General features: G+C 72.1%; 22 protein-coding genes. 2 read left to right on the top strand and 20 right to left on the bottom strand.

Annotated features, from left to right (window positions below):
* Position 1: 1 nt before the first annotated feature.
* The 20 genes from DPA01S_RS08835 to rimP all read right to left on the bottom strand — a co-directional run bounded on the left by DPA01S_RS08835 (position 2) and on the right by rimP (position 21,756).
* Positions 2–2,251, bottom strand: coding sequence for a ribonuclease J (locus DPA01S_RS08835; RefSeq protein WP_061915537.1), 2,250 nt, complete (start codon positions 2,249–2,251; stop codon positions 2–4).
* Positions 2,248–3,195 (bottom strand): 4-hydroxy-tetrahydrodipicolinate synthase, encoded by a 948-nt coding sequence (dapA, locus tag DPA01S_RS08830; RefSeq protein WP_043567479.1) that lies wholly within the window; start codon positions 3,193–3,195, stop codon positions 2,248–2,250. Before dapA ends, DPA01S_RS08835 begins: the two co-directional genes overlap by 4 nt.
* 58 nt (positions 3,196–3,253) lie before the next feature.
* Positions 3,254–4,006 (bottom strand): FAD-dependent thymidylate synthase, encoded by a 753-nt coding sequence (thyX, locus tag DPA01S_RS08825; protein WP_007629931.1) that lies wholly within the window; start codon positions 4,004–4,006, stop codon positions 3,254–3,256.
* A gap of 38 nt (positions 4,007–4,044) precedes the next feature.
* The gene (locus tag DPA01S_RS08820; protein WP_007629933.1) at positions 4,045–4,497 is read right to left on the bottom strand and encodes a flavodoxin family protein; all 453 of its coding nucleotides are present in this window, start codon (positions 4,495–4,497) and stop codon (positions 4,045–4,047) included.
* On the bottom strand, positions 4,494–4,973 hold the full coding sequence (locus tag DPA01S_RS08815; RefSeq protein WP_061227729.1) for a hypothetical protein: 480 nt from the start codon (positions 4,971–4,973) through the stop codon (positions 4,494–4,496). Before DPA01S_RS08815 ends, DPA01S_RS08820 begins: the two co-directional genes overlap by 4 nt.
* Positions 4,974–4,983: 10 nt before the next feature.
* Positions 4,984–5,733: a 4-hydroxy-tetrahydrodipicolinate reductase gene (dapB, locus tag DPA01S_RS08810; RefSeq protein WP_061227797.1), complete on the bottom strand. Its 750-nt coding sequence runs from the start codon at positions 5,731–5,733 to the stop codon at positions 4,984–4,986.
* Between the two features lie 34 nt (positions 5,734–5,767).
* Positions 5,768–7,114: a M16 family metallopeptidase gene (locus DPA01S_RS08805; RefSeq protein WP_061227730.1), complete on the bottom strand. Its 1,347-nt coding sequence runs from the start codon at positions 7,112–7,114 to the stop codon at positions 5,768–5,770.
* A 112-nt stretch (positions 7,115–7,226) separates the two neighbouring features.
* Complete coding sequence (locus DPA01S_RS08800; protein WP_061227731.1) at positions 7,227–9,488, bottom strand: polyribonucleotide nucleotidyltransferase; 2,262 nt, start codon at positions 9,486–9,488, stop codon at positions 7,227–7,229.
* Positions 9,489–9,865: 377 nt separating this feature from the next.
* Positions 9,866–10,135 (bottom strand): 30S ribosomal protein S15, encoded by a 270-nt coding sequence (gene rpsO, locus DPA01S_RS08795; protein WP_007632724.1) that lies wholly within the window; start codon positions 10,133–10,135, stop codon positions 9,866–9,868.
* A gap of 115 nt (positions 10,136–10,250) precedes the next feature.
* On the bottom strand, positions 10,251–11,213 hold the full coding sequence (locus DPA01S_RS08790; protein ID WP_174521505.1) for a bifunctional riboflavin kinase/FAD synthetase: 963 nt from the start codon (positions 11,211–11,213) through the stop codon (positions 10,251–10,253).
* A gap of 23 nt (positions 11,214–11,236) precedes the next feature.
* The gene (gene truB, locus DPA01S_RS08785) at positions 11,237–12,148 is read right to left on the bottom strand and encodes a tRNA pseudouridine(55) synthase TruB (protein WP_061227733.1); all 912 of its coding nucleotides are present in this window, start codon (positions 12,146–12,148) and stop codon (positions 11,237–11,239) included.
* Positions 12,145–12,807 (bottom strand): 4'-phosphopantetheinyl transferase family protein, encoded by a 663-nt coding sequence (locus DPA01S_RS08780; protein WP_061227798.1) that lies wholly within the window; start codon positions 12,805–12,807, stop codon positions 12,145–12,147. Before DPA01S_RS08780 ends, truB begins: the two co-directional genes overlap by 4 nt.
* A gap of 68 nt (positions 12,808–12,875) precedes the next feature.
* Positions 12,876–13,820, bottom strand: a complete 945-nt coding sequence (locus tag DPA01S_RS08775; RefSeq protein ID WP_061227734.1) for a metallophosphoesterase family protein — start codon at positions 13,818–13,820, stop codon at positions 12,876–12,878.
* A complete protein-coding gene (locus DPA01S_RS08770; protein ID WP_232303084.1) occupies positions 13,817–15,250 on the bottom strand; it encodes an MATE family efflux transporter in 1,434 nt (477 codons plus the stop codon). Before DPA01S_RS08770 ends, DPA01S_RS08775 begins: the two co-directional genes overlap by 4 nt.
* Complete coding sequence (locus DPA01S_RS08765) at positions 15,234–16,211, bottom strand: DHH family phosphoesterase (protein WP_061227735.1); 978 nt, start codon at positions 16,209–16,211, stop codon at positions 15,234–15,236. Before DPA01S_RS08765 ends, DPA01S_RS08770 begins: the two co-directional genes overlap by 17 nt.
* Positions 16,208–16,666 carry a 30S ribosome-binding factor RbfA gene (gene rbfA / locus DPA01S_RS08760; protein WP_007632708.1) on the bottom strand — a complete coding sequence of 153 codons (459 nt, stop codon included), beginning with the start codon at positions 16,664–16,666 and terminating at the stop codon, positions 16,208–16,210. Before rbfA ends, DPA01S_RS08765 begins: the two co-directional genes overlap by 4 nt.
* A 111-nt stretch (positions 16,667–16,777) precedes the next feature.
* Positions 16,778–19,624: a translation initiation factor IF-2 gene (gene infB, locus DPA01S_RS16325; RefSeq protein ID WP_082767598.1), complete on the bottom strand. Its 2,847-nt coding sequence runs from the start codon at positions 19,622–19,624 to the stop codon at positions 16,778–16,780.
* Positions 19,625–19,706: 82 nt separating this feature from the next.
* Entirely contained in the window at positions 19,707–20,090 is a 384-nt protein-coding gene (locus DPA01S_RS08750; RefSeq protein ID WP_082767599.1) for a YlxR family protein, read from the bottom strand.
* Between the two features lie 140 nt (positions 20,091–20,230).
* Positions 20,231–21,217 carry a transcription termination factor NusA gene (gene nusA / locus DPA01S_RS08745; protein ID WP_007632933.1) on the bottom strand — a complete coding sequence of 329 codons (987 nt, stop codon included), beginning with the start codon at positions 21,215–21,217 and terminating at the stop codon, positions 20,231–20,233.
* Positions 21,214–21,756, bottom strand: a complete 543-nt coding sequence (gene rimP, locus DPA01S_RS08740; RefSeq protein WP_061227736.1) for a ribosome maturation factor RimP — start codon at positions 21,754–21,756, stop codon at positions 21,214–21,216. The genes nusA and rimP overlap by 4 nt, the downstream gene beginning before the upstream one ends.
* Before the next feature lie 104 nt (positions 21,757–21,860).
* Between rimP and DPA01S_RS08735 the strand changes: the two genes are divergently transcribed.
* On the top strand, positions 21,861–22,334 hold the full coding sequence (locus DPA01S_RS08735; RefSeq protein WP_063935039.1) for a hypothetical protein: 474 nt from the start codon (positions 21,861–21,863) through the stop codon (positions 22,332–22,334).
* A complete protein-coding gene (locus tag DPA01S_RS08730) occupies positions 22,331–22,735 on the top strand; it encodes a ferritin-like domain-containing protein (RefSeq protein WP_061227738.1) in 405 nt (134 codons plus the stop codon). The genes DPA01S_RS08735 and DPA01S_RS08730 overlap by 4 nt, the downstream gene beginning before the upstream one ends.
* Positions 22,736–22,738: the final 3 nt, after the last annotated feature.

Below are 22,738 nucleotides of genomic sequence, written 5' to 3'. Positions count from 1 at the left end.
CTCAGACCTCGGCTACGGCGGACGTGATGACGGTCGGCACGATCATGGGCTTGCGGCGCCACTTCTCCGACACCCAGCGGCCGACGGCGCGACGGACCGCCTGGGCGATCCGGTACGGATCCGTCTCGCCCTCGCCGGCGAGATCCCACAGCGCGTTCTCCACCAGCTCGACCACCGGGGCCAGCGCGCCCGGCTCGTCGGTGAAGCCCTTGCCGATGATCTGCGGCTTGCTCACGGGCCGTCCCGTGCGCGGGTCCACCACGACGGTGGCGACGATGAAGCCGTCCTCGCTCAGGGCCGTGCGATCCGCCAGCACGGTGTCCCCGATGTCGCCGGTGGACAGGCCGTCTACGTACAGGTTGCCGACCGGCACCTGGCCCACCACGGAGGCCTTGCCGTCGACGAGGTCCACCACCACGCCGTTCTGGGCGAGGACGACGTTCTCCTCGGCCACGCCGGTGGCGATCGCCAGCGCCTTGTTGGCCCGCAGGTGCCGCCACTCGCCGTGCACGGGCATGGCGTTCTTCGGGCGAACGGCGTTGTAGATGAACAGCAGCTCGCCGGAGTACCCGTGGCCGGACACGTGGATGTCCGCCTCGCGACTGGTGACCACGTTCACGCCCATCTGCGACAGTCCGTTCTGAACGCCGAAGACGGACTCCTCGTTGCCCGGGACGATCGACGAGGAGAACAGCACGGTGTCACCCTCTGACAGGTTGATCTGCCGGTGCTCGCGGCGGGCCATCCGCGAGAGTCCGGCCATGGCCTCACCCTGCGTACCGGTGGTCATCACGAGGACCTTCTCGGAGGGCAGCTTGGCGGCGGTGTCCATGTCCACCAGAACCCTGTCCGGATCCGTGAGGAGCCCCATCTCGAGCGCGATCTCCATGTTGCGGAGCATCGACCGACCGGTCAGCGCGACCTTGCGGCCGGTGGCGGCGGCCGCGTCGACTACGGACTGGACGCGGTAGACGTTGGAGGCGAAGCAGGCGACCACCACGAGCTGGCGCGCGTCGGCGATGAGCCGCTGCAGGGCGGGCCGGACTCCGCACTCGGAGGGGCTGATGCCCGGCGTGGTCGCGTTGGTTGAGTCCAGGAGCAGCAGGTCGACACCCTCGTCGCCGAACCGCGACATCTTGGGCAGGTCGGTGGGGCGCTTGTCGGTGGGCAGCTGGTCGAGCTTGATGTCGCCGGACATCATCACCGTGTTGTCGCCGGCCTTGATGACCACGCCCAGGCACTCGGGGATCGAGTGGTTGACGTCGAAGTACCGGACCTGGAACTTGCCGAGGTCACTGACGCTGGACTCGTCGACCGTGCGGAACACCGGCTTGATGCGGTGCTCCTGGCACTTGGCCGCCACCAGCGCGAGGGTGAACTTGGAGCCCACCACGGGGATGTCCGGGCGCAGCTTGAGCAGGAACGGGATCGCCCCGATGTGGTCTTCATGGGCGTGGGTGAGGACGAGCGCCTCGACCTGGTCCAGGCGGTCCTCGATGTGCCCGAAGTCCGGGAGGATGAGGTCGACTCCGGGCTCGGTCGAGCTCGGGAACAGGACGCCGCAGTCCACGATGAGCAACTTCGAGTCGTACTCGAAGACCGTCATGTTCCGGCCGATCTCGGAGATGCCGCCGAGCGCGACGATCCGCAGGGCACCCTTGCGGGGCTTCGGTGGGCTGGGCAGACGGACCGTCATGTCCCCGCCCTGCATGGTCTTGACGCCACCGAACTCGGCCGTCGAGGTCTCGCCGCGTCCGCGACCCCGGCTGCGGCCGCCGCGCCCGCGTCCGCCGTTCTGACCGCCGGAGTCCTGGTTCCCGCCGTTCTGACCAGCGGGCTTCTGGCCGCCCGACTTCTGGCCGCTACCCTCCTGACCGCCGGAGGCGGAACCGCGACCGCGACCCCGTGAGCCGCCCCTGGACGAGTCCTGCTGGGCCCTGCCCTGGTCGGCCTTTCTCTGGCCGCCCTTGTCCTGCTCGCCCTTGTTCTGGCCGCCCTTGTTCTGGCCGCCGTTGCCCTGGTCGGACCTGCCCAGCTGGCCGCCGCGCTGGCCCTTGTCCTGCTGGCTCTTGTCCTGCTGAGCCTTGTCCCTGCCGGATCGGGTCGGTGCCGACTCGGCGGCAGGGGTGTCCGCGGCCGGGATCGGCTCGGTGAACTGCACCGCGGTGGTGGGCGCCGGCTCGCCCGAGGGGCGGCCCGCGGCGCGTCGGGTACGGCCGCGTCCGCGGCCGGTGGAGGAACTTTCCGTCATCTGGTGACTCCTGCTCTGAGCAGCAGTGCCTCGAGGGCCCCTCGCTGCTCGTCGGTGGGTGGTAACTGCGGGAGTCGCGGCACACCGGCCGGGATCCCGAGAAGTTCTAGTGCTGCTTTGGACATCGACACGCCCCCGAGCGCCCGCTGGGCGTCGAAGAGCGGGAGGAGTCCGAGGTTGATCCGGCGGGCCGTCTCGATGTCTCCGGACAGGAACGCGCGGCGTAGCTCGACCAGACGCGGCGCGGCCACGTGGCCGATCACGCTGACGAAGCCGCTCGCCCCGACGGCGAGCCACGGGAGGTTGAGTTGATCGTCCCCCGAGTAGTAGATGAGGTCGGAATGCGACATGACGGTGACCGCGTCGTGGAAGTCACCCTTCGCGTCCTTGACGGCCACGATGTTCGGGTGTGCGGACAGACCGATCAGCGTCTCCGCCTGGATCGGGACGACCGACCGTGGGGGGATGTCGTAGAGCATCACCGGCCGGTCGGTCGCGTCGGCGACGGTGCGGAAATGGGCGTCCAGGCCCGCCTGGGTGGGCTTGGAGTAGTACGGGGTCACGACGAGCAGTCCGTGCGCCCCGGAGGCCGCGGCCTGTCGGGCCGCGTGCACGGAGTGCGCGGTGTCGTAGGTCCCGACGCCCGCGACGATCGTCGCCCTGTCCCCGACAGTGGCGAGGACGGTCTCGAGGACCGCGATCTTCTCCGCGTCGGTGGTGGTGGGCGACTCGCCCGTGGTCCCGGACACGACGAGGCCGTCGCATCCGGAGTCCACGAGATGTCGCGCGACACGTGCGACGGCCTTGAGATCGACGTAGCCGTCGGCCCCGAACGGGGTCACCATCGCCGTGACGACCGTGCCGAACGGCGCCGGGCGCCCTGTCTCGGCGGGGGCCCGGCCACTACCGGCCGGTGTCGGCCCCCCGGTGGTCACGTGTGTCATGGTCTCCCAGGGTACCCGCAGCCTGGTCCGGATCCCGATTCCGACCCGGCGGGTGTGCTCATCCCTCGAGCACGTACGGGCTGACCGCGATCTCCGATCCGTCCTCGAGGGTGGCGATCTCGAAGTCCGAGAACACGGCCGGCGCGGCCTCGCGCAGCTGCCGCAGGACGTCGATCGCGAGGCCCCGGATCTCGGTGTCGGCGTGCTCGGTGGCGCGCATCCCGATGAAGTGCCGCCACGAGCGGTAGTTGCCGGTCACGACGATGCGGGTCTCGGTGGCGTTCGGCAACACCGACCGGGCCGCCTGCCGGGCCTGCTTGTGCCGCAACATCGGGTTGGGCACGTCCGCGAACCTCTCCTCGAGCCTCGCGAGCATCTCCGCGTAGGCGTCGCGTGAGGCGTCGGTGGCCCGGCGGAAGATCTCGACCAATTCCGGGTCGTCGGCGATCGCCGGGGGCGGGACGACCTTCGAGTCGTGCTCCGGGACGAACCGCTGGGAGAGCTGGCTGTAGGAGAAGTGTCGGTGCCGGATCAGCTCGTGGGTACAGGATCGTGAGATACCGGTGATGTAGAAGGTCACGCTGGCGTGCTCGAACACCGACAGGTGCCCCACCTCGAGGATGTGACGGAGGTACCCCGCGTTGGTCGCGGTGCGCGGGTTGGGCTTGTCCCAGCTCTGGTAGCACGCCCGGCCGGCGAACTCCGCGAGCGCGGACCCCCCTTCCGCGTCGGTCTCCCAGCCGACCTCGTCGGGTGGGAGGAACTCGGTGTGCGCGACCATGCGGACCTGCCGCCGGACGAGCTCGGACATGATGGGTCTCCTCGTGGTGACGTGGTGCGCCCGGCGGTTCAGCCGAGCAGGTGTGCGGCGACCGTGGCCGCGACCTCGGCGACGGCGTCGAGGTCCTCGCGTGTGGGTTCGCCCGTGAGCTGTGCGGCCGGGCCCACGGCACGTAGGCCCCAGCCGGTCGTGATGCGTTCGACGGAGGTGACCGCACCCGCTGTGTCGTTGTCGCCGTGCACGCACAACGCGTAGGGGCGGCCGGAGACCGCGCCCTCGCAGGTGTAATAGGTGCGGTCGAAGAAGTGCTTGAGCGCACCGGACATGTACCCGAAGTTCGCCGGGGTGAGCAGGACGTAGCCGTCGGCTCGCAGGACGTGGTCGTCGGTGGTGGCCAGGGCGGGTACCGACTCCACCGCGATGCCCTCCAGCTCCGGATGGGCGAGCCCGGTCTCGAGGGCCTCCAGGATGCGACGCAGCCGCGGCGACGGCGCGTGGTGGACGAGCAACACGGTGCTCATCGCGGGTCCCCTCCCGGCGCCGATTCGGCCTCGTGCAGCGAGATGGCCGTGCGCATCATCTCCCGCGCCCGGACGCGGTCACCGGCGTGGTCGTAGGCGCGCGCGAGACGGTAGGTGGACCGCCAGTCGTCCGGCGCCGCCTGGTACTCGGCGCTGACGCGGTCGAACAGCTCGTCGGCCGCGTCACGCTCGAGACGGCCGGAGGGGCGCCGGTCTAGCCCGGTGAGGTCCAGCTCCACGCCCTCGGCGGCGGCCGCGGCCGAGATCTTCTGCAGCTCCAGCCCGTTGCGCACGATCGCCCAGGTGGCCCACGCCCCGACGACGGCGAGCAGGAGGATCCCCACCCCGAGACCACGGACGGACAGGTGCTCCGAGGCGCGGAACATCGACCACCCCAGGTAGAGCAGGTAGAGGAAGGCCACCACCAGGCCCGCCGCGGTGAGGGCCATGACCAGGGGTTTGACGACTCTGTCCACTGTGGGCGACCTACAGATCCATGAAGGCGTCGAGTCCCACGGTCAGCCCCGGGGCTCCGGCGATCGAGCGGACACCCAGCAGGACGCCGGGGGCGAACGAGGACCGGTCCAGCGAGTCGTGACGGATCGTCAGGGTCTCCCCCTGCGTCCCGAGGAGCACCTCCTGGTGCGCGACCAGGCCGGTCAGCCGGACGGAGTGGACGCGGACGCCGTCGACGTCGGCTCCCCTGGCACCGTCGAGCGCGGTGGAGGTCGCGTCCGGCGACGGACCGAGCCGCGCCTCGGCCCGCGCGGCGCCCATCATGGCGGCCGTGCGGTACGCGGTGCCGGACGGCGCGTCCGCCTTGTTCGGGTGATGGAGCTCGATGATCTCGGCGGACGGGAAGTACTTCGCCGCCTGCACGGCGAACCTCATCATGAGGATCGCGCCGATCGCGAAGTTGGGTGCGACCAACACCCCGGTGTCCGGACTGTCGGCGAGCCAACCGCGGAGGGCCTCGAGGCGCTCGTCGGTGAACCCGGTCGTGCCGACCACGGCGTGGATGCCGTTGGCGACGCAGAACTCCAGGTTGCCCATGACCACATCGGGATGGGTGAAATCGACCACGACCTCGGCCCCCGCGTCGACGAGCGCGCTGAGCGGGTCGCCCTGGTCGACCTCGGCGACGAGCTCCAGGTCCCCGGCCGCGCGAACGGCCTCGCAGATCGCCGAACCCACCTTGCCGCGTGCCCCGAGCACCCCGACCTTCGTCACCGTCATCGTCTCCTCCGTGGTCATCGTCGTCCTCCCCAGACTATCCGCCGACGCGCGCGAGCAATCCCGCCGCGCCGTCGTCCGGCATGCCGGGTCCGACGGCGGCCAGGCACCAGGGTGCGGACTCGGCGCCCCAGTAGTCGGCGACCTCACCGGCGGTGACCCGCCGCAGCCGGGCCACGGAGTCCTCGACCGTCACGACCCGGTCGCGGTCGAGCAGGTGTCGTCCGATCCGCGTCATCCGGGACAGGGGGTCGTCCAGGCCGAGCCTGATGGAGCCCGTGAGGTGCCCGATCGCACGGTCCACCTCGTCGGACGAGGGCGGCGCCGTGCGCATCCCGTCGACGACGTCGCCGAGTTCCCCGAGCAGCGATCCGACGCGGTCGACGGGGCAGCCGGCGACCACGGTGAGCAGCCCGGTCGGGTGGAACTGGTCCATGCCGGCGTAGACCGTATAGGCCAGACCGAGCTCCTCCCGGATCCGTTGGAACAGGCGCGAGCTCAGCCCGCCGCCCAGGACCGCGGTGCCGATCTGGGCGGCCGCTCGGTCGCCGTGACCCCGCGCGGGGGTGCGGCGGGCCAGCGCGAGCAGTGCCTGCTCGGAGTCCTCGTCCTCGCCGACCAACACCGGAGCGGTCGCCCAGCCGGGGTCAGCGCGGTCGACGGCGAGCCGCCCGCGAGCCGTGACGATGGACCGCGGGCTCCCGCCCGGCCGGGCGGGAGCATCCGCGCCGGGGAGACTCCGCGCCACCGCCACGGGCAGCGGTCCGCAGGCGATCCGGGCGACGAGCGCGTGGTGGTCGATGCGTCCCGCGGCCGCCACCACGACGTCTCCGGAGCCGAGGATGCGCTGGTGGAACGCTCTGAGGGTGTCGGTGTCGAGCGCCTCGACCGACTCCTCCGTGCCGATCACCGGGCGGGCGAGCGGATCGCGTCCCAGGGCCGCGGTGGCCACCAGCTCGCACGCGAGGTCCTCCGGATCGTCCGCCCGACCCGCCAGTTCGTCGAGCACCACGTCGCGCTCCACCTCGACGTCCTCCGGGTCGCAGGACCCGTTGGCCACCACGTCCACCAGGACGTCGACGGCGGTGTCCAGCCCCTCGGCGGGGACCTGGACGTGGTAGCACGTGTGCTCGCGCCCGGTGTAGGCGTTGAGGTCGCCCCCGAGCAGGTCGATCCGCTCGGACAGCTCGCGCCCGGACGCGGTGGTCGTGCGTTTGAACAGGACGTGCTCGAGGAAGTGGGCCGCGCCGTGCTCGTCGGGGCCCTCGTCCGCCGACCCGGCGCCTATCCAGATGCCGACCGCGGCGGTGTGGCACCACGGGAGTTCCTCGGTCACCACTCTGACGCCGGGGATCGTCCGGTCCACGCGGATCTCTGGGTTCACGGCCCTCCATCGTCGGTCTGCTTCTCGCGGCTCGAACGAACGAGGCACGCACCCCGCGCGGGGTGCGTGCCTCGGATGTGCCCGGGCCCCTCCGGGGGCGCCGGGCACGGGATCAGTCGTCGCCGCCGGCGTCCGCGTCGGAGCCGTTGTCGGAGTCCTCGCCCACGGGCACGAGGCTGATCTTGCCGCGGTTGTCGATGTCGGCGATCTCGACCTGCATCTTGTCGCCGACGTTCACCACGTCCTCGACCTTGCCGACGCGCTTGCCGCCGCCGAGCTTCGAGATGTGGACCAGGCCGTCACGGCCCGGCAGCAGCGACAGGAACGCGCCGAAGGGCGCGGTCTTGACCACGGTGCCGAGGAACCGCTCGCCGACCTTGGGCAGCTGCGGGTTGGCGATGGCGTTGATCTTGTCGATCGCGGCCTGCGCCGACTCGCCGTCGGTGGCGCCGATGTACACGGTGCCGTCGTCCTCGATCGAGACGGACGCGCCGGTCTCCTCGGTGATCGAGTTGATCATCTTGCCCTTGGGCCCGATGACCTCGCCGATCTTGTCGACGGGGACCTTGATCGCGATGATGCGCGGCGCGAGCGGGCTCAGCTCGTCCGGCTCGTCGATCGCCTCGGCCATCACGTCCAGGATGGTCAGGCGGGCCTCACGGGCCTGCGTGAGCGCACCGGCCAGGACCTCTGACGGGATGCCGTCGAGCTTCGTGTCCAGCTGCAGCGCGGTGACGAACATCCCGGTGCCGGCGACCTTGAAGTCCATGTCGCCGAACGCGTCCTCGGCACCGAGGATGTCGGTGAGGGCCACGTAGCGGGTCTCGCCGTCGACCTCGTCGGAGACGAGGCCCATCGCGATGCCGGCGACGGGCGCCTTGAGCGGCACGCCGGCGTTGAGCAGCGACAGCGTCGACGCACACACCGAGCCCATGGAGGTGGAACCGTTGGACCCGAGCGCCTCGGAGACCTGGCGGATGGCGTAGGGGAACTCCTCGACGCTGGGCAGCACCGGCATGAGGGCACGCTCGGCGAGCGCGCCGTGGCCGATCTCGCGACGCTTGGGCGAGCCCACGCGGCCGGTCTCACCGGTGGAGTACGGCGGGAAGTTGTAGTGGTGCATGTAGCGCTTGCTGGTCTCGGGCCCGAGCGAATCGATCTGCTGGGCCATCTTGACCATGTCGAGCGTCGTGACGCCCATGATCTGGGTCTCGCCGCGCTCGAACAGCGCGGATCCGTGGGCGCGCGGGATGACCTCGACCTCGGCGGACAGCGCGCGGATGTCGCGCACGCCGCGGCCGTCGATCCGGAAGTGGTCGGTGAGGATCCGCTGGCGGACGATCTTCTTGGTCAGCGACTTGAACGCGGCACCGATCTCGCCGAGGCGGTCGGCGAAGCGGTCGGCGAGCTCGTCGAGCACGGACGCCTTGAGCTCGTCGGTCGCGACCTCGCGGTCCTGCTTGTCCGCGATGCGCATGATGTCGGCGAGCTTGGTCTCCGCGACCTCGGCGACGGCGGCGTACGCGTCGTCCGCGTACGGCGGGAACAGCGGGAACTCGCGCGGCGTCCCGGGCGCGGCGGTGGCCAGTGCCTGCTGGGCGGCGCACAGCTCCGCGATGAACGGCTTGGCGGCCTCGAGCCCCTGGGCGACGACCTCCTCGGTGGGCGCCTGTGCGCCGCCGGCGATCTTCTCGATGACGTTGTCGGTGGCCTCGGCCTCGACCATCATGATCGCGACGTCCGCGTCGTCACCCGAGCCGACGACGCGGCCGGCGACGACCATGTCGAACACGGCCCCCTCGAGCTGCTCGGAGGTCGGGAACGCGACCCACTGGCCGGCCGGGTCGGCGGCCGTGGGGATGAGCGCGACGCGCACGCCGCCGACGGGACCCGAGAAGGGCAGCCCGGACAGCTGGGTGGACGCGGAGGCGGCGTTGATGGCCACCACGTCGTAGAGGTCCTTGGGATCGAGGCTCATGACGGTCACGACGACCTGGACCTCGTTGCGGACACCGTCCGCGAAGGTCGGGCGCAGCGGCCGGTCGATGAGACGGCACGTGAGGATCGCGTCCGTGCTGGGGCGACCCTCACGACGGAAGAACGAGCCGGGGATGCGGCCGGCGGCGTACATCCGCTCCTCGACATCCACCGTCAGGGGGAAGAAGTCGAAGTGGTCCTTGGGGTGCTTGCCCGCGGTGGTTGCGGACAGCAGCATCGTGTCGTCGTCGAGGTAGGCGACGACCGAGCCGGCGGCCTGCTTGGCCAGCCGGCCGGTCTCGAAACGGACCTCGCGGCGGCCGAAGTCGCCGTTGTCGATGGTCGCGACGGATTCGAAGACGCCGTCTTCGATCTCGACGGCCGTGATCTGTGACATGTGTTTCCTGTCGTATCGGGGGCGATGGGGCCTCGCGGCGGATCCGGGTCCGCCGGGGCCGCCGGTCACGTGTCAAGGGGGTCCCGGTACGACCTCGGCCTTCGATCGAAGCGGCCGGAACGGCACTCACGCGGCTCTCAACGACCCCGCGTGCGTCGGGTTCCGGCGGCCACTACCGAGGACCGCCAATCGGACCTGTCGACCACCCCGGCACGTGCGCACCGGCTGCACCTGAGGCTATCAGGGATAAACGCCCGGGTCACCGGGGCGCGCGGGCACCGCCCCCCGACGCGAGGGAAGCCGCGCCGCCCGGATGCGGACGATCCCCGCCCTCACGTTGAGGGCGGGGATCGTCGACGGGTCCGGGCGGGCCGGTGTCAGCGGCGCAGGCCGAGGCGCTCGATCAGCGAGCGGTAGCGCGCGATGTCGACCTTGGCGATGTACTTGAGCAGCCGACGACGACGGCCGACCAGCAGCAGCAGGCCACGACGCGAGTGGTGGTCGTGCTGGTGGGTCTTGAGGTGCTCGGTAAGCTGCTGGATGCGACGGGTGAGCAGCGCGACCTGGGCCTCGGGGGACCCGGTGTCGGTCTCGTGGACCCCGTACTCGGCCAGAACGGCCTTCTTCTCTTCGGTGCTCAGCGCCATGATGACTCCTGGTTGTTCCAGTCCGCGAAAATGTGAGGCCACCGCCGCCGCGGACCGCAGCAGGGCCGACCGGCTACGTTACCAGCCGGGGGCGGCGGTCCCAATTCGGGCGCGGTCAGGCCCCGAGCACGGTGCGGGTGCGTCGGACGTCGCGGTCCATCGCCACGAGCAACTCGTCCACGGAGGAGAACTTCTCCATGTCGCGCACGTGGTCGACGAAGTCGACGGCCGCCGTCCGGCCGTACAGGTCGGCGGACTCGTCCAGCACGAACGCCTCGACACTGCGCGCGGCGTCCCCGAACGTCGGGTTGGTGCCGACGGAGATCGCGGACGCGTACGGGCGCCCCGGGACGATCGACCCGTCCACCGGGCCGTCGTCGAGGACGGTGAACCAGCCCGCGTACACGCCGTCGGCGGGGACCGCGGTGTGCTCGGGCAGGTCGAGATTGGCGGTCGGGTAGCCCAGGTCCCGACCCCCTCGCCCGGCGCCGTGCACGACGACGCCCGAGACGCGGTGGGGGCGGCCGAGGATCTCCGCGGCGGCGGCGACGTCGGACTCCGACAGCAGGCGCCGGATCCGACTCGAGGAGACGGTCTCGCCGCCGGACTCCAGCAGGTCGACCACCTCGCACGCGATCCCCCGCTCCGCGCACAGGGCACGCATCGTCTCGGGGGTGCCGGCGGCACTGCGACCGAACGTGAAGTTGCGACCGACGGTGACGGCGCGGGCGTGGAGCCCGGAGACGAGGACGCGGTCCACGAACTCGTCGGGCTCCCACGAGGCCATCTCGCGGTCGAAGGGCAGCGCGAAGACGGCGTCCACGCCGAATCCCCCCGCGAGCTCGGCGCGCCGGGCGAGGGGGGTGAGGACGGACGGGTGCGTGCCCGGCCGGACGACCTCGACGGGATGGGGGTCGAAGGTCACCAGCACCGGGCTGGCACCGAGTTCGCGACCCGCTCCGACCGCGCGGTCCACGAGGGCGCGGTGCCCCCGGTGGAGTCCGTCGAACACCCCGAGGGCGACGGAGGTCCCGCCGTCGGGGATCACGATCTCGTCGAACGTCCGCCACAGCTGCACGGCGACCACCTTACGCGCGGGGTTCACAGCCCCGCCGGGCGCATGACCACGACCGGAGCGGCGCGGCGTCCGGACTCCGAGACCAGCGCCGCGACACGACCGTCCGGGCCCACGGCGGCGACGACGCCGGTGTCACCCCGGGCCTCGAGCCACCGTCCGTGGCGGAGCCCCTCGGCGGCGTCCGCGTCGATGTCGCGGCGGGGGAACGCGGCCAGGGCGGCCGCGTCGAGGTCGAGGGACAGGGTCGGCGCGGCCTCCAGCTCGTCGAGCGTGCGGGCGACATCGAGGCCGAACGGTCCGACCCGGGTCCGGCGCAGCGCCGTGAGGTGGCCCCCGACGCCGAGCGCGGCGCCGAGGTCACGGGCGAGCGCGCGGATGTAGGTCCCCGTGGAGCAGTCGACGACGACGACGAGGTCGATCACCGCCCCGGCGCGGACCCGCTCGAGCACGTCGAACCGGGAGACGGTGACCCGCCGGGACCGGAGCTCGACCTCCTCCCCCGCCCGCACCCTGTCGTAGGCCCGCCTCCCGTCGACCTTGATCGCGCTGACCGCCGACGGCACCTGGTCGATCTCCCCCGTCAGGTCGGCCACGGCCGCGTCGATCGCGGTGTCGGTCACCGCGGAGGCGTCCACGGTCGCGGTGGTCTCCCCCTGGGCGTCGTCGGTGGTCGTGGTCTCGCCGAGGCGGATGGTCGCCTCGTAGGACTTGGTCTCCAGCGCGAGCATGCCGAGCATCTTGGTGGCGCGTTCGATGCCCACGACGAGCACACCCGTGGCCATGGGGTCGAGGGTGCCGGCGTGTCCGACCTTGCGGGTGCCGAAGAACCTGCGCAGTCGCGCCACCACGTCGTGGCTGCTCATCCCCCCGGGCTTGTCCACGACCACCAGGCCGGGTTCGGGGGCGGGACGGGGGTCGGGTCTGCGCGGCGTCACGGCCCCACGCTATCGACACCCGCGGGCCGCAGCACGATCGCCGAGGCCACGTGGCCGCCCCGGACGGCCCAGCGGCCGTGGAACTCGGTCGCGTCCGGGCCGCCGTCCACCGTCTGCGCGTCGACGAGGATCCGCGAGACGAGCGTGCCCCGGACCACCTCGTCGTCGTCCCCGTCGGGTACCAGGGTGATGTGCGCGTCGGCGAACCCCAGCCACCGGTGGGTGAGCGGGAACCACGCCTTGTACGTGGCCTCCTTCGCGGTGAACAGCAGCGCGTCCCACGCCACCGACGGCATCTCCGTGCGCGCGGCACGCACCCACGCCGCCTCCTCCGGCAGCGACACCGCCTCGAGCACCCCGTCGGCGAGCGGTTCGTGCCGTTCGACGTCCAATCCCACCGATCGCACCCGACCGGCCCGGGCCAGCGCGGCCGCGCGCAGACCGTCGGTGTGCGTCAGCGTGCCCACGAGCCCCGGGGGCCACACCGGCACGCCCCGCGCGCCCCGAAGCACCGGACCGGGCGGCACCCCGAGCCGCGTCATGGCCGCCCGCGCACAGGCCCGCGCCCCGGCGAAGTCGACCCGCCGCCGCTCCACCGCCGCACCGATCTGCTCGACCTCCACCGGGTACAACGACGCCAGCAGGGCGGCGTCGTCCATGCCGAGCTCCGTGTCGGTCACCACTGCCACGTCGTCGGGGAACAGGTCACCGGGGAACGAATCGGCCGTCACCGCTCCTCCTCGAGCTCCGGAGCGCTCTCCCCGGGCCGGGCGAGCCGCGGCATGCCGTCGCCGCCGCGCACCCACCGCACCTGCGGCGCGTCCGGGGCGGGCAGGATCTGGCGTGTCAGCGGCTCCGGACGCCCACGGGCCCCCCACTCCCGCGGGTAGCCCAGCGAGACCTCCTCGAAGCGCACGCCGTCGTGCACGGTCGTGCGCGGGATGTGCAGGTGCCCGTAGACACACGCGGTCGCCCGGTAGCGGCGGTGCCAGTCGGCCGTCTGCTCGGTCCCGCACCACAGCGCGAAGTCGGGGTGGCGTAGTACGCGCGTGGGCTCGCGCAACAGCGGCCAGTGGTTGATCAGCACGGTCGGATGGGCGGGGTCGAGGCGCGCCAGCCGGGTCGTGGTGGCCACGAGACGCTCCCGGCACCACGCCACGGCGTCGCCGAACGGGCCCGGGTCGATGAGGAACTCGTCGGACGCCACCACCCGGCGTTCGCGCGCCCCGGCCAGGGCCTCCGCGCGGGCCTGCCCCGCCACGGGGGTCCAGCTGTAGTCGTAGAACAGGAACATCGGCACCACCCACGCCGGCCCGCCGGGGCCGGTCCACAGGGGGTAGGGGTCCTCGGGGGTGTCCACGCCGATCGCCCGGCACGCCTCCACCAGCCGGTCGTACTTCGTGGTGGAGGACATCCCCTCGTCATCGCGCCCGATCCACAGCTCGTGGTTGCCGGGCACCCAGATCACGCGCTCGAACCGGGCCGCCAGACGCTCCAGGGCGTCCACCACGTGGCGGGTCTTCTCCGCGACGTCTCCGGCCACGATCAGCCAGTCGCCCGGGTGGCCGGGCTGGAGGTCGTCCACCACGTCGGCGTTCCCGCGGTGGCCCACGTGCAGGTCGGACACCGCCCGTAGCGACGGACCCGCCTCCGCGCCGGTACCCGCGGTCATCCGGCGGCCTCCGCGTCGGCTCCGGCGGCCTCCGGGGTGCGCGCGCCGAGGACCACCCACCGGTCACCGCGCACCCGCATCCCCACGGCGACGAGGCGCATCCCCACGAAGACACCCATCCCCCACCAGATCCCCGTCAGGCCCCACCCGAAGTGCCGGGTCGCCAGGAGAACGGGCAGGAACCCGCACAACGCGGCGATCACCGTGCTCGTGCGCAGGTACGCCGCGTCCCCGGCGCCGAGCAGGACCCCGTCGAGACCGAACACGACCGCCGCCGGCAGGACGACGACCGCCATGCCGATCAGCGCCACCACCAGCCGGTCCGCCACCCCGGCGTCGCCGGCCAGCAGGGTCGCCAGCGGCTCACGGAAGAGCACGGTCACCAGCGCGAGCGCGACCCCCAGACCGAGTGACCACACGACGACGGCCCGGGCCAGCGCCCGACCGTGCGCGGCCAGACCGGCGCCCAGGGCGGCGCCCACGAGCGATTGCGCGGCGATGGCCACGGAGTCCAGGACGAGCGAGTACAGCGACCACAACTGCTGCGCGAGATGGTGGGCGGCGAGCGAGTTGACGCCCGCCGCGGCGGCGGCCGTGGTGGCCACGGCGAAGGTGATCTGGAACGACGCGGTACGGATGACGAGATCGACGCCCATCCGCAGCTGGCTGACGATGACGGCCCGGCGGGGACGCAGCGAACCCGTGTGCTCGAGGACCAACGCGGTGAGGAAGCCGCCCGCCATGAGCAGCTGACCGGCGAGGTTGGACCAGGCGCTGCCGACCAGACCCATCTCCGGCGCGGGTCCCAGTCCGGGGACCAGCACCACGCAGCCGACGGTCGACACGCCGATCCCGACGGCCACCAGCACGAGCGGGGTGCGCAGGCGCTGGACGCCGCGCATCCATCCGTGGCCGGCCGAGGCGACGAGGATGCAAGGGATACCCCACACGGCCACCCGCAGCCACTCGGCGGCGCCCGCGGCCACCTCGGCGTCGGCGGCGAGGGCGCGGGTGAGCGGGCCCATCAGCGCCGATACCGCGGCGACCACGAGCGCTCCGACGCCGAGGGCGATCCACGTCGCCTGCACGCCCTCGGCGACCGCATCAGCGCGCCGACCGGCGCCGTGTAGCCGCGCGGACCGGGCGGTGGTCCCGTAGGACAGGAAGTTCATCTGGGTGCCCAGCACGAGCAGCACGAGCGCGCCGACGCCGAGGGCCGCGAGCGCGTCCGCGCCCTGTCGGCCCACGATGATGCCGTCGACCAACAGGTAGACGGGCTCGGCCGACAGCACCGGCAGAACGGGCAGCGCGATGGACCACAGGCGTCGGCCGATCGCCCCGACCCCGACCTCCGGAGCCGGCACCGGTGCCGGCTCCGGCCGCGGCGCCGACCGCGGCGCGGTGGGCGCGGGGTCAGCCGAGGAGTTCACGGAGCCTCGCACTCACGGCGTCGAGGTCACCGCGGACGGTGCAGCCGGCCGCAGACGGGTGTCCGCCGCCGCCCAGAGCCCCGGCCACGACCGAGACGTCGATCGCCTCGCGGTCCGCGTCACCCCGGGAGCGCAGCGAGACGGCCCACTCCCCCGGCCGGTACTCCTTGAGCAGGACCGCCACCCGTGCCTCGCGGACGCCCCGCAGATGGGACACGAGCGACTCGACGTCGTCGTCGTCCGCCCCGGCGATCACCTCGTACGGGACCGCGAGCCAGACCGCGCCCCGTCCCCCCACGGCGTCGACGTCCAGACGGACGGTGGCGAGCAGCTCACCCAGGACCCGCAGCCACGTGAAGGAACGGGCGTCGAGCAGGTCGTACGCGAGCTCCTCCGACTCCGCCCCGGCCTCGAGCAGGCGGCGGGCGGTCTCGTGCGCGTCCGACCCGCCCCACCGGAAGGACCCGGTGTCGGTGACGAGACCGGCGTAGAGACTGGTGGCGATGTCGGCGTCGACGACGTAGCCGCCGGCGTCGAGCACCTCCAACACGAGCGAGGCGGTCGACGCGGCGGTCGGGTCGAGATACATGTGCGATCCGAAACCCGGGTTCGATCCGTGGTGGTCGACCACCAGCACCTCGGAGGCGCTCTCCGCCAGCCGTTCCCAGGCCCCGGCCCGGTCGGGGCTCGCACAGTCCAGGGTCACCACGAGGCCGCCGTGGGCGGGCACCCGGGACAGCGGGATCACCCGGTCGGTGCCCGGGATGGCGCGCAGCGCGTCCGGGACCACGCCGGGGTCGAACGAATGGTGGACGGTCACGCCGACCGCGCGCAGCGCCCGGGCCAGACCGCAGGAGCTGCCCAGGGCGTCGGCGTCCGGGCGGACGTGACAGAGCACGGTCACCTCGCGGTGCCGCCCCAACACGTCCGCCGCCCCCGCGGCGTCCACCGCCGTGGTCACCGGTCGTCGTCCTCCGGTCGGTCCTCCTCCGGCTTCCGATAGGGGTCCTCGTCACCGGCCGGACGCGCGTTCTCGGCCGCACGACGGACCTGCTCGTCGCTGGCCCGCGCCCTGGCGAGGAGTTCCTCCATGTGCCGCGCGGCGTCGGGCACGGAGTCGAGCACGAACGTGAGCTCCGGGGTGAACTTGACCCCGGTCTGCCTGCCGACCATCGTGCGCAGACGCCCCCGCGCGGCGGTCAACGCCGCCTCCGCGGCCTCGAGGTCCGGCTCCTCGTCGAGGGTCTCGCCCCGAACCGTGTAGTACAGGGTGGCGACCCGCAGGTCCGCGGTGATGCGCGAGTCGGTGATGGTGACGTACTCGAGACGCGGATCCTTGATCTCGTGCTCGATGGCCGTCGCGACGATCTCGCCGATCCGCTTGCCGAGCCGTCCCGCGCGTCCCTTGCCGGTCATGGCGATCCTCCTTGACATGGTGCGACCGCTGGGCGGTCACGTGTTGACGAGCGCACCGCGGGGGCAGGTCCGTACGATACGGAACCCGCCCCCACGGTGTGCTCTGCGACGTCAGTCGCGCGGCTTCTCGACGAGCTCGTACGTCTCGATCACGTCGCCGATCTTGATGTCGGAGTACGTCACCGTCAGACCGCACTCGAAGCCCTCGCGGACCTCGGTCACGTCGTCCTTCTCGCGGCGCAGCGAGGAGACGGTCATCTCCTCCACGACCACGTTGCCGTCGCGGATGAGCCGCGCCTTGGCGTTACGCCGCATGATGCCGTCGAGCACCATACAACCGGCGATGTTGCCCACCTTGGAGGAGCGGAAGATCTGGCGGATCTCCGCCTGACCGAGCTGCTTCTCCTCGTAGATCGGCTTGAGCATGCCCTTGAGCGCGCTCTCGATCTCGTCGATCGCCTGGTAGATGATCGAGTAGTACCGGATGTCGACGCCCTCGCGGTTGGCCATCTCGGTGGCCTTACCCTCCGCGCGGACGTTGAACCCGATGATCACCGCGTCGGACGCCGCCGCCAGGTTGACGTTCGTCTCGGTGACGGCGCCGACACCGCGGTCGATGACGCGCAGCTGCACCTCGTCGTCGATCTCGATACCCATGAGGGCCTCTTCGAGGGCCTCGACCGTACCGGAGTTGTCGCCCTTGATGATGAGGTTGAGCTGGCTCGTCTCCTTGAGGTGCGAATCCAGGTCCTCGAGGCTGATCCGGCGACGGCTGCGCGCGGCCATCGCGTTGCGCTTACGCGCATTGCGTCGATCGGCGATCTGCCTGGCCGTGCGGTCCTCGTCGACCACCATCAGGGTGTCGCCGGCGCCACACACGCTGGTCAGACCGATGACCTGGACCGGACGCGACGGGGTCGCCTCCTCGACGTCCTGGCCGTGCTCGTCGACCATGCGGCGCACACGACCGTATGCGTCGCCGGCGACGATCGAGTCGCCGACCCGCAGCGTGCCGCGCTGGATGAGCACGGTGGCCACGGGGCCACGACCGCGGTCGAGGTGCGCCTCGATCGCGACGCCCTGGGCGTCCATGTCCGGGTTGGCCCGCAGGTCCAGAGCCGCATCCGCGGTGAGGACGACGGCCTCGAGCAGCGAATCGATGTTCAGGTTCTGCTTGGCGGAGATGTCGACGAACATGGTGTCGCCGCCGTACTCCTCCGGCACGAGGCCGTACTCCGTCATCTGGCCACGGATCTTGTCGGGCTGCGCGCCCTCCTTGTCGATCTTGTTGACCGCCACGACGATCGGCACGTCGGCCGCCTGCGCGTGGTTGATCGCCTCGACCGTCTGCGGCATCACGCCGTCGTCCGCCGCCACCACGATGATCGCGATGTCGGTCGACTTGGCGCCGCGGGCACGCATGGCGGTGAACGCCTCGTGACCCGGGGTGTCGATGAAGGTGATCGTGCGCTCGACGTCGTCGACCGGCACGGTGACCTGGTACGCACCGATGTGCTGGGTGATGCCGCCGGCCTCACCCTCGCCGACCTTGGCGGACCGGATGCTGTCGAGCAGCCGGGTCTTGCCGTGGTCGACGTGACCCATGACGGTGACGACCGCGGGACGACGCTCGAGATCCTCTTCGCCGCCCTCGTCCTCGCCGAAGGACAGGTCGAAGGACTCGAGCAGCTCGCGGTCCTCGTCCTCGGGGCTGACGATCTGGACCTTGTACCCCATCTCCTCACCGAGGAGCTGGAGGGTCTCCGGAGTGACCGACTGCGTGGCGGTGACCATCTCGCCCAGGTTGAACAGCGCCTGGACCAGCTGCGACGGGTTGACGTCGATCTTGTCCGCGAAGTCGCTCAGCGAGGCGCCCTGAGCCAGCCGCAGGACCTGCCCACGACCGTCGGGGAGCCGGACGCCGCCGACCTCCGGTGCCCGCATCGAATCGTATTCCTGACGCTTCTGCCGCTTCGACTTGCGACCCCTGCGCGGGGCACCGCCGGGACGTCCGAACGCGCCCGCGGCACCGCCGCGACCGCGACCGCCGCCACCGGGCCGACCGCGGAAGCCACCGCCGCCCGCTGCCGGGGCGCCGCCGCCACCGCCGGGGCGGAAGCCGCCGCCGCCGGGACGTCCGCCGGGACCACCGGGCCGACCGCGGCCCGCTGCGGGCCGTGCGACCTGCCCCGGCATCTGACCGGGGTTGGGACGAGGCGGCATGTTGCCGGGGCTGGGACGGGGGCCGCCCTGGCCCGGAGCACCCTGGCGCTGCGGGGGACGGGGACCACCCTGGCCCGGTGCCGGACGTGCGCCACCCGGACGCGGACCGGCCTGCCCGGGACCCGGGCGGGGGCCGCCCTGCGGGCGCGGGGCGGGCGTGGTGCCGCTAGAGTACGGGTTGTTACCCACGCGCGGCGTCTTGGGCCCGGGCTTCGGGCCGGCCGGACGGGGGCCGGGAGCCGGGCGGGACGCCGCCGCCGCTGCGCCCGGGGTCGCACCCTGGGCGGGACGCTGCGAGCCGGGCTTCGGACCCGGTGCGGCGGGCTTGGCACCCGGCGTGGGTCCCGCGGCGGGCCTGGCGCCCGGCGTCGGTCCCGCGGCGGGCTTGGGGGCCGGCGCCGCGGGCTTGGCACCCGGGGTGGGCGCGGCCGACGGCTTCGGCGCCGCGTCGGGCGCCGCGGACCGCGGGGTCGCACCCGGACGCGGGCCCGGGGCGGGCTTGGTCGGTGCGCCCGGCTTGGGCGCGGGCCCACCGCCGGACTTGGACGCCGGTGCGGCGTTGTCGCCACCTCCGGCCGGTGCGTGCGCCTCGCGCAGGCGCCGGACGACCGGTGCCTCCAGCGTCGACGACGCGGACTTGACGAATTCTCCCTGATCGCGGAGCTTCGTCAGAAGTTCTTTACTGGTGATACCGAACTCTTTGGCCAGTTCGTGTACCCGGGGCTTGCCTGCCACTGCTCTCCTCACTGCGAGGTCTCACGGCAGGGCTGGCCGCGCGACCTCGGTCTACATTCGATGGACGTTCATCGCTGGAGCTTCACGGTGTGCTCATCGTGTCTGGTCCGTTCCTTTTCTCGTGCTCCCCCGCCGGGCCGAACGGCCGACGGGTGGTGTCGTGCGCGGGGCGCAGGGCCTCGAGCACCTCCGAGACCGCGTCCTGGGACACGTTCCCGGCGACTCGCAGCGACCTGATGAAGGCCTTGCGGTCGAGTGCTGTCGCGATGCACCGCTCATCGTGGTGCACCCAGGCTCCTCGTCCCACCGCCCGCCTACGCGGATCGGGCGAGAGCGACGCCGTCTGCGGATCGTGGACGATCCGCAGCAGCCGGGAGTCGTTATCCCGACGACGGCAACCGACGCAGGTCCGAATGGGACCCTCGTCCTCGGCGGCATCGATCCGCTGGTCTTGACGACCCGGCATACGGCCACCTCGGTCTCTCGCCGCCCGACCCGTGGGGACGGGTGGACGTGAAGTCACTGTGACAACTGATCAGTCTACAGAAGATGGCGTGTCGACACGAACGGCGCGCCCGACCGCGTGGCACCGGCGGCCGACGGGCCTCACTCCGCGTCGCTGTGGATGTCGATCCGCCACTGGGTGAGGCGGTGGGCGAGGCGGGCGTTCTGCCCCTCCTTGCCGATCGCGAGCGAGAGCTGGTAGTCGGGCACGACCACCCGGGCCGCCCTCGCCTGCTCGTCGGCGACGGTGACCGAGATCACCTTGGCCGGCGACAAGGCGTTCCCGACGAACACCGTCGGGTCGTCGTCGTAGTCGACGATGTCGATCTTCTCGCCGTTCAGCTCCGCCATCACGGCACGGACCCGGGCACCGTTCGGGCCGATGCACGCGCCCTTGGCGTTGAGACCCGAGACGGTGGACTCGACCGCGATCTTCGTGCGGTGCCCGGCCTCCCTCGCGATCGCCGCGATACGCACCGAACCGTCGCCGATCTCGGGAACCTCGAGGGCGAAGAGCCCACGGACGAGATCCGGGTGTGTCCGGGACAGTGACACGGAGGCCCCGTGCGGACCCTTGTGGACACCCACCACGTGACACTTGATGCGGTCGCCGTGCCGGTAGCTCTCGCCGGGCACCTGCTCGGCCGGGGCGATCGTGCCCTCGGTGCCGCCGTTCTCCGGACCGATGTGGACCACCACGATGCCCCGGGCGTTGGCCCGCGAATCGGACTGGATGACGCCGCTGACGACCTCACCCTCGCGCGTGACGAGATCACCGTAGATGCGATCGGTCTCCGCTTCACGCAGGCGCTGCAGGATGATCTGCCGCGCGGTCGCGGCCGCGACCCGCCCGAAGTCGGAGGGGGTGACGTCGAACTCGCCGATGCGGTTGCCGTCCTCGTCGACCTCTGCTGCCAACACGGCGACGGTGCCGGCCTTGCGGTCCAGCGCGATCCGGGCCACGCGGTGCGCTCCGTCGGTTCGCTTGTAGGCGGTGAGAAGCGCGTTTTCCAGCGTCTGCACCAGATCATCCAGCGGGATCTCGCGCTCCAGGGACAGCATGTTGAGCGCTGCCATGTCGATGTTCAACGGTCTTCTCCTTCTCGCGCGCCACGACCGGGGCCCCCCGGCTCCGACAGCAGGTCCAGCTCGTCCTCCGGGGCGGGCCGGAACTCGACCCGGATCACGGCGTGGGCCACCTGGTCCAACGCCACCGGCTCCACCTTCTTCTCCCGCGCTCCGGACACGAGACGGACCACTCCCGCGCCCTCGTCCAGGTCGCCGACCCGTGCGCGGGCCGGGCCCTTCGCGCCCTGTACGTAGGTGATATCCACCTGGCGCCCACGGGCCCGACGCCAGTGCCTCGGCTGCTCGAGGGGTGCGTCGACCCCACGGCTGGTCACCTCGAGGGTCACCGGTCGGTCGGGCCCGCCCCATCCCTCGGCGAGGGGATCGAGGTCGGTCGACAGATCGGCCAGGTCGTCGAGTGAGACCCCGGCGTCCCCGTCCACGACGATCGTCACGCGCCAGGCGGACGAGCGGGCGTCCTCCCGGATGTCCTCGAGATCGAGGCCGCGGTCGGATACCGCTCTGAGAATGTGGGCCCTGTCGGGCTCGGGGACGATCACTGTGCTCCTGGAGTGCGGGCCGGGGAACCCGTCCGGGACGCGGACGGGCCGCATCACTGTACCGCCTCGACGCCCCCACCTCCGAGCCCTGGCAGGATGTCGGAGTGCCCCATTCCGCCCCCGTGGTCCTCTCCCGCCGTCGATTCGTGGGCGCGGCCGTCTGCGTCACCGGGTTCGCGGTCGCCGGCGGCTGCGCGCTGCCCGCGGTCGTCGACCGTCCGGACCCGCTGATCCCGTTGATCGACGCTGCCACCCGCGACGCCCGCGAGTTGGCGGCTGCGGACGCCACCCACGGGGACCGCGTCGGCGCGTTGCGCCGGATCGCCGACGCCCGTCGGATGCACGCCGACGCGCTCGCGGGACTGGCGGACACCGCGGACGAGGGCGAGGGCGAGGAGCAGCCGGCGACACCGGCCCCGCCTCCGGTGTGCCCGCCCGTCGACGAGGTTCGGGCCAGGTTGCGTGCGGACGCGGCGCTGGCCGCGGACGTCGCGGCGGAGATCGACGGGGCCCGCGCCGAGATCGCCGGTGCCGTCTCCGCGGCGTGCACGGCCGCCGCCGAGGTGGTGCTCGCATGAGCCGGGCCGTGGGACTGGCGGCGGAGGACGCCGCGGTCTACGGGTACGGACTCGTCCTCTCCCGCGCCGACGCGAGTATCCGCGCGGCCGTCCGGCGCGAACTGGCCGCCCACCGTGCCCGCCGCGACGAAGCGGAACGACTGTGGCCGGGAGCCCCGCCGGCGCCGGTGGGGTACCTCGTGGGACCGGAGACCCCGTCCTCCCCGGTCCTCCTGGCCATCCGACTGGAGTCGGACTGCTGTGACGCGTGGCGGGTGGAGCTCGGCCGTTCGGACTCGCCGGAGATGCGCCGGTTCTGCGTGGACGCCCTCAGCGCGGCGGCGGTGCAGCTCGCGCGGTGGAGGACGTTGGTCCCGGGCGCCCCCTTCGAGGCGTTGCCCGGGTTCCCGCCCTCCGCCTGACGG

Origin of the sequence: Dietzia papillomatosis NBRC 105045, from assembly GCF_001570845.1 — a bacterium.
GTDB classification, from domain to species: domain Bacteria; phylum Actinomycetota; class Actinomycetes; order Mycobacteriales; family Mycobacteriaceae; genus Dietzia; species Dietzia cinnamea.
This window is presented reverse-complemented; position numbering and strand designations above follow the sequence as displayed.

Coding starts and splice junctions, on each gene's coding strand:
- DPA01S_RS08835 (WP_061915537.1), bottom strand. CDS start 2,251: ATGACGGAAAGTTCCTCCACCGGCCGCGGACGCGGCCGTACCCGACGC.
- dapA (WP_043567479.1), bottom strand. CDS start 3,195: ATGACACACGTGACCACCGGGGGGCCGACACCGGCCGGTAGTGGCCGG.
- thyX (WP_007629931.1), bottom strand. CDS start 4,006: ATGTCCGAGCTCGTCCGGCGGCAGGTCCGCATGGTCGCGCACACCGAG.
- DPA01S_RS08820 (WP_007629933.1), bottom strand. CDS start 4,497: ATGAGCACCGTGTTGCTCGTCCACCACGCGCCGTCGCCGCGGCTGCGT.
- dapB (WP_061227797.1), bottom strand. CDS start 5,733: ATGACGGTGACGAAGGTCGGGGTGCTCGGGGCACGCGGCAAGGTGGGT.
- DPA01S_RS08800 (WP_061227731.1), bottom strand. CDS start 9,488: ATGTCACAGATCACGGCCGTCGAGATCGAAGACGGCGTCTTCGAATCC.
- rpsO (WP_007632724.1), bottom strand. CDS start 10,135: ATGGCGCTGAGCACCGAAGAGAAGAAGGCCGTTCTGGCCGAGTACGGG.
- DPA01S_RS08780 (WP_061227798.1), bottom strand. CDS start 12,807: ATGGACGACGCCGCCCTGCTGGCGTCGTTGTACCCGGTGGAGGTCGAG.
- DPA01S_RS08775 (WP_061227734.1), bottom strand. CDS start 13,820: ATGACCGCGGGTACCGGCGCGGAGGCGGGTCCGTCGCTACGGGCGGTG.
- rbfA (WP_007632708.1), bottom strand. CDS start 16,666: ATGACCGGCAAGGGACGCGCGGGACGGCTCGGCAAGCGGATCGGCGAG.
- DPA01S_RS08750 (WP_082767599.1), bottom strand. CDS start 20,090: ATGCCGGGTCGTCAAGACCAGCGGATCGATGCCGCCGAGGACGAGGGT.
- DPA01S_RS08730 (WP_061227738.1), top strand. CDS start 22,331: ATGAGCCGGGCCGTGGGACTGGCGGCGGAGGACGCCGCGGTCTACGGG.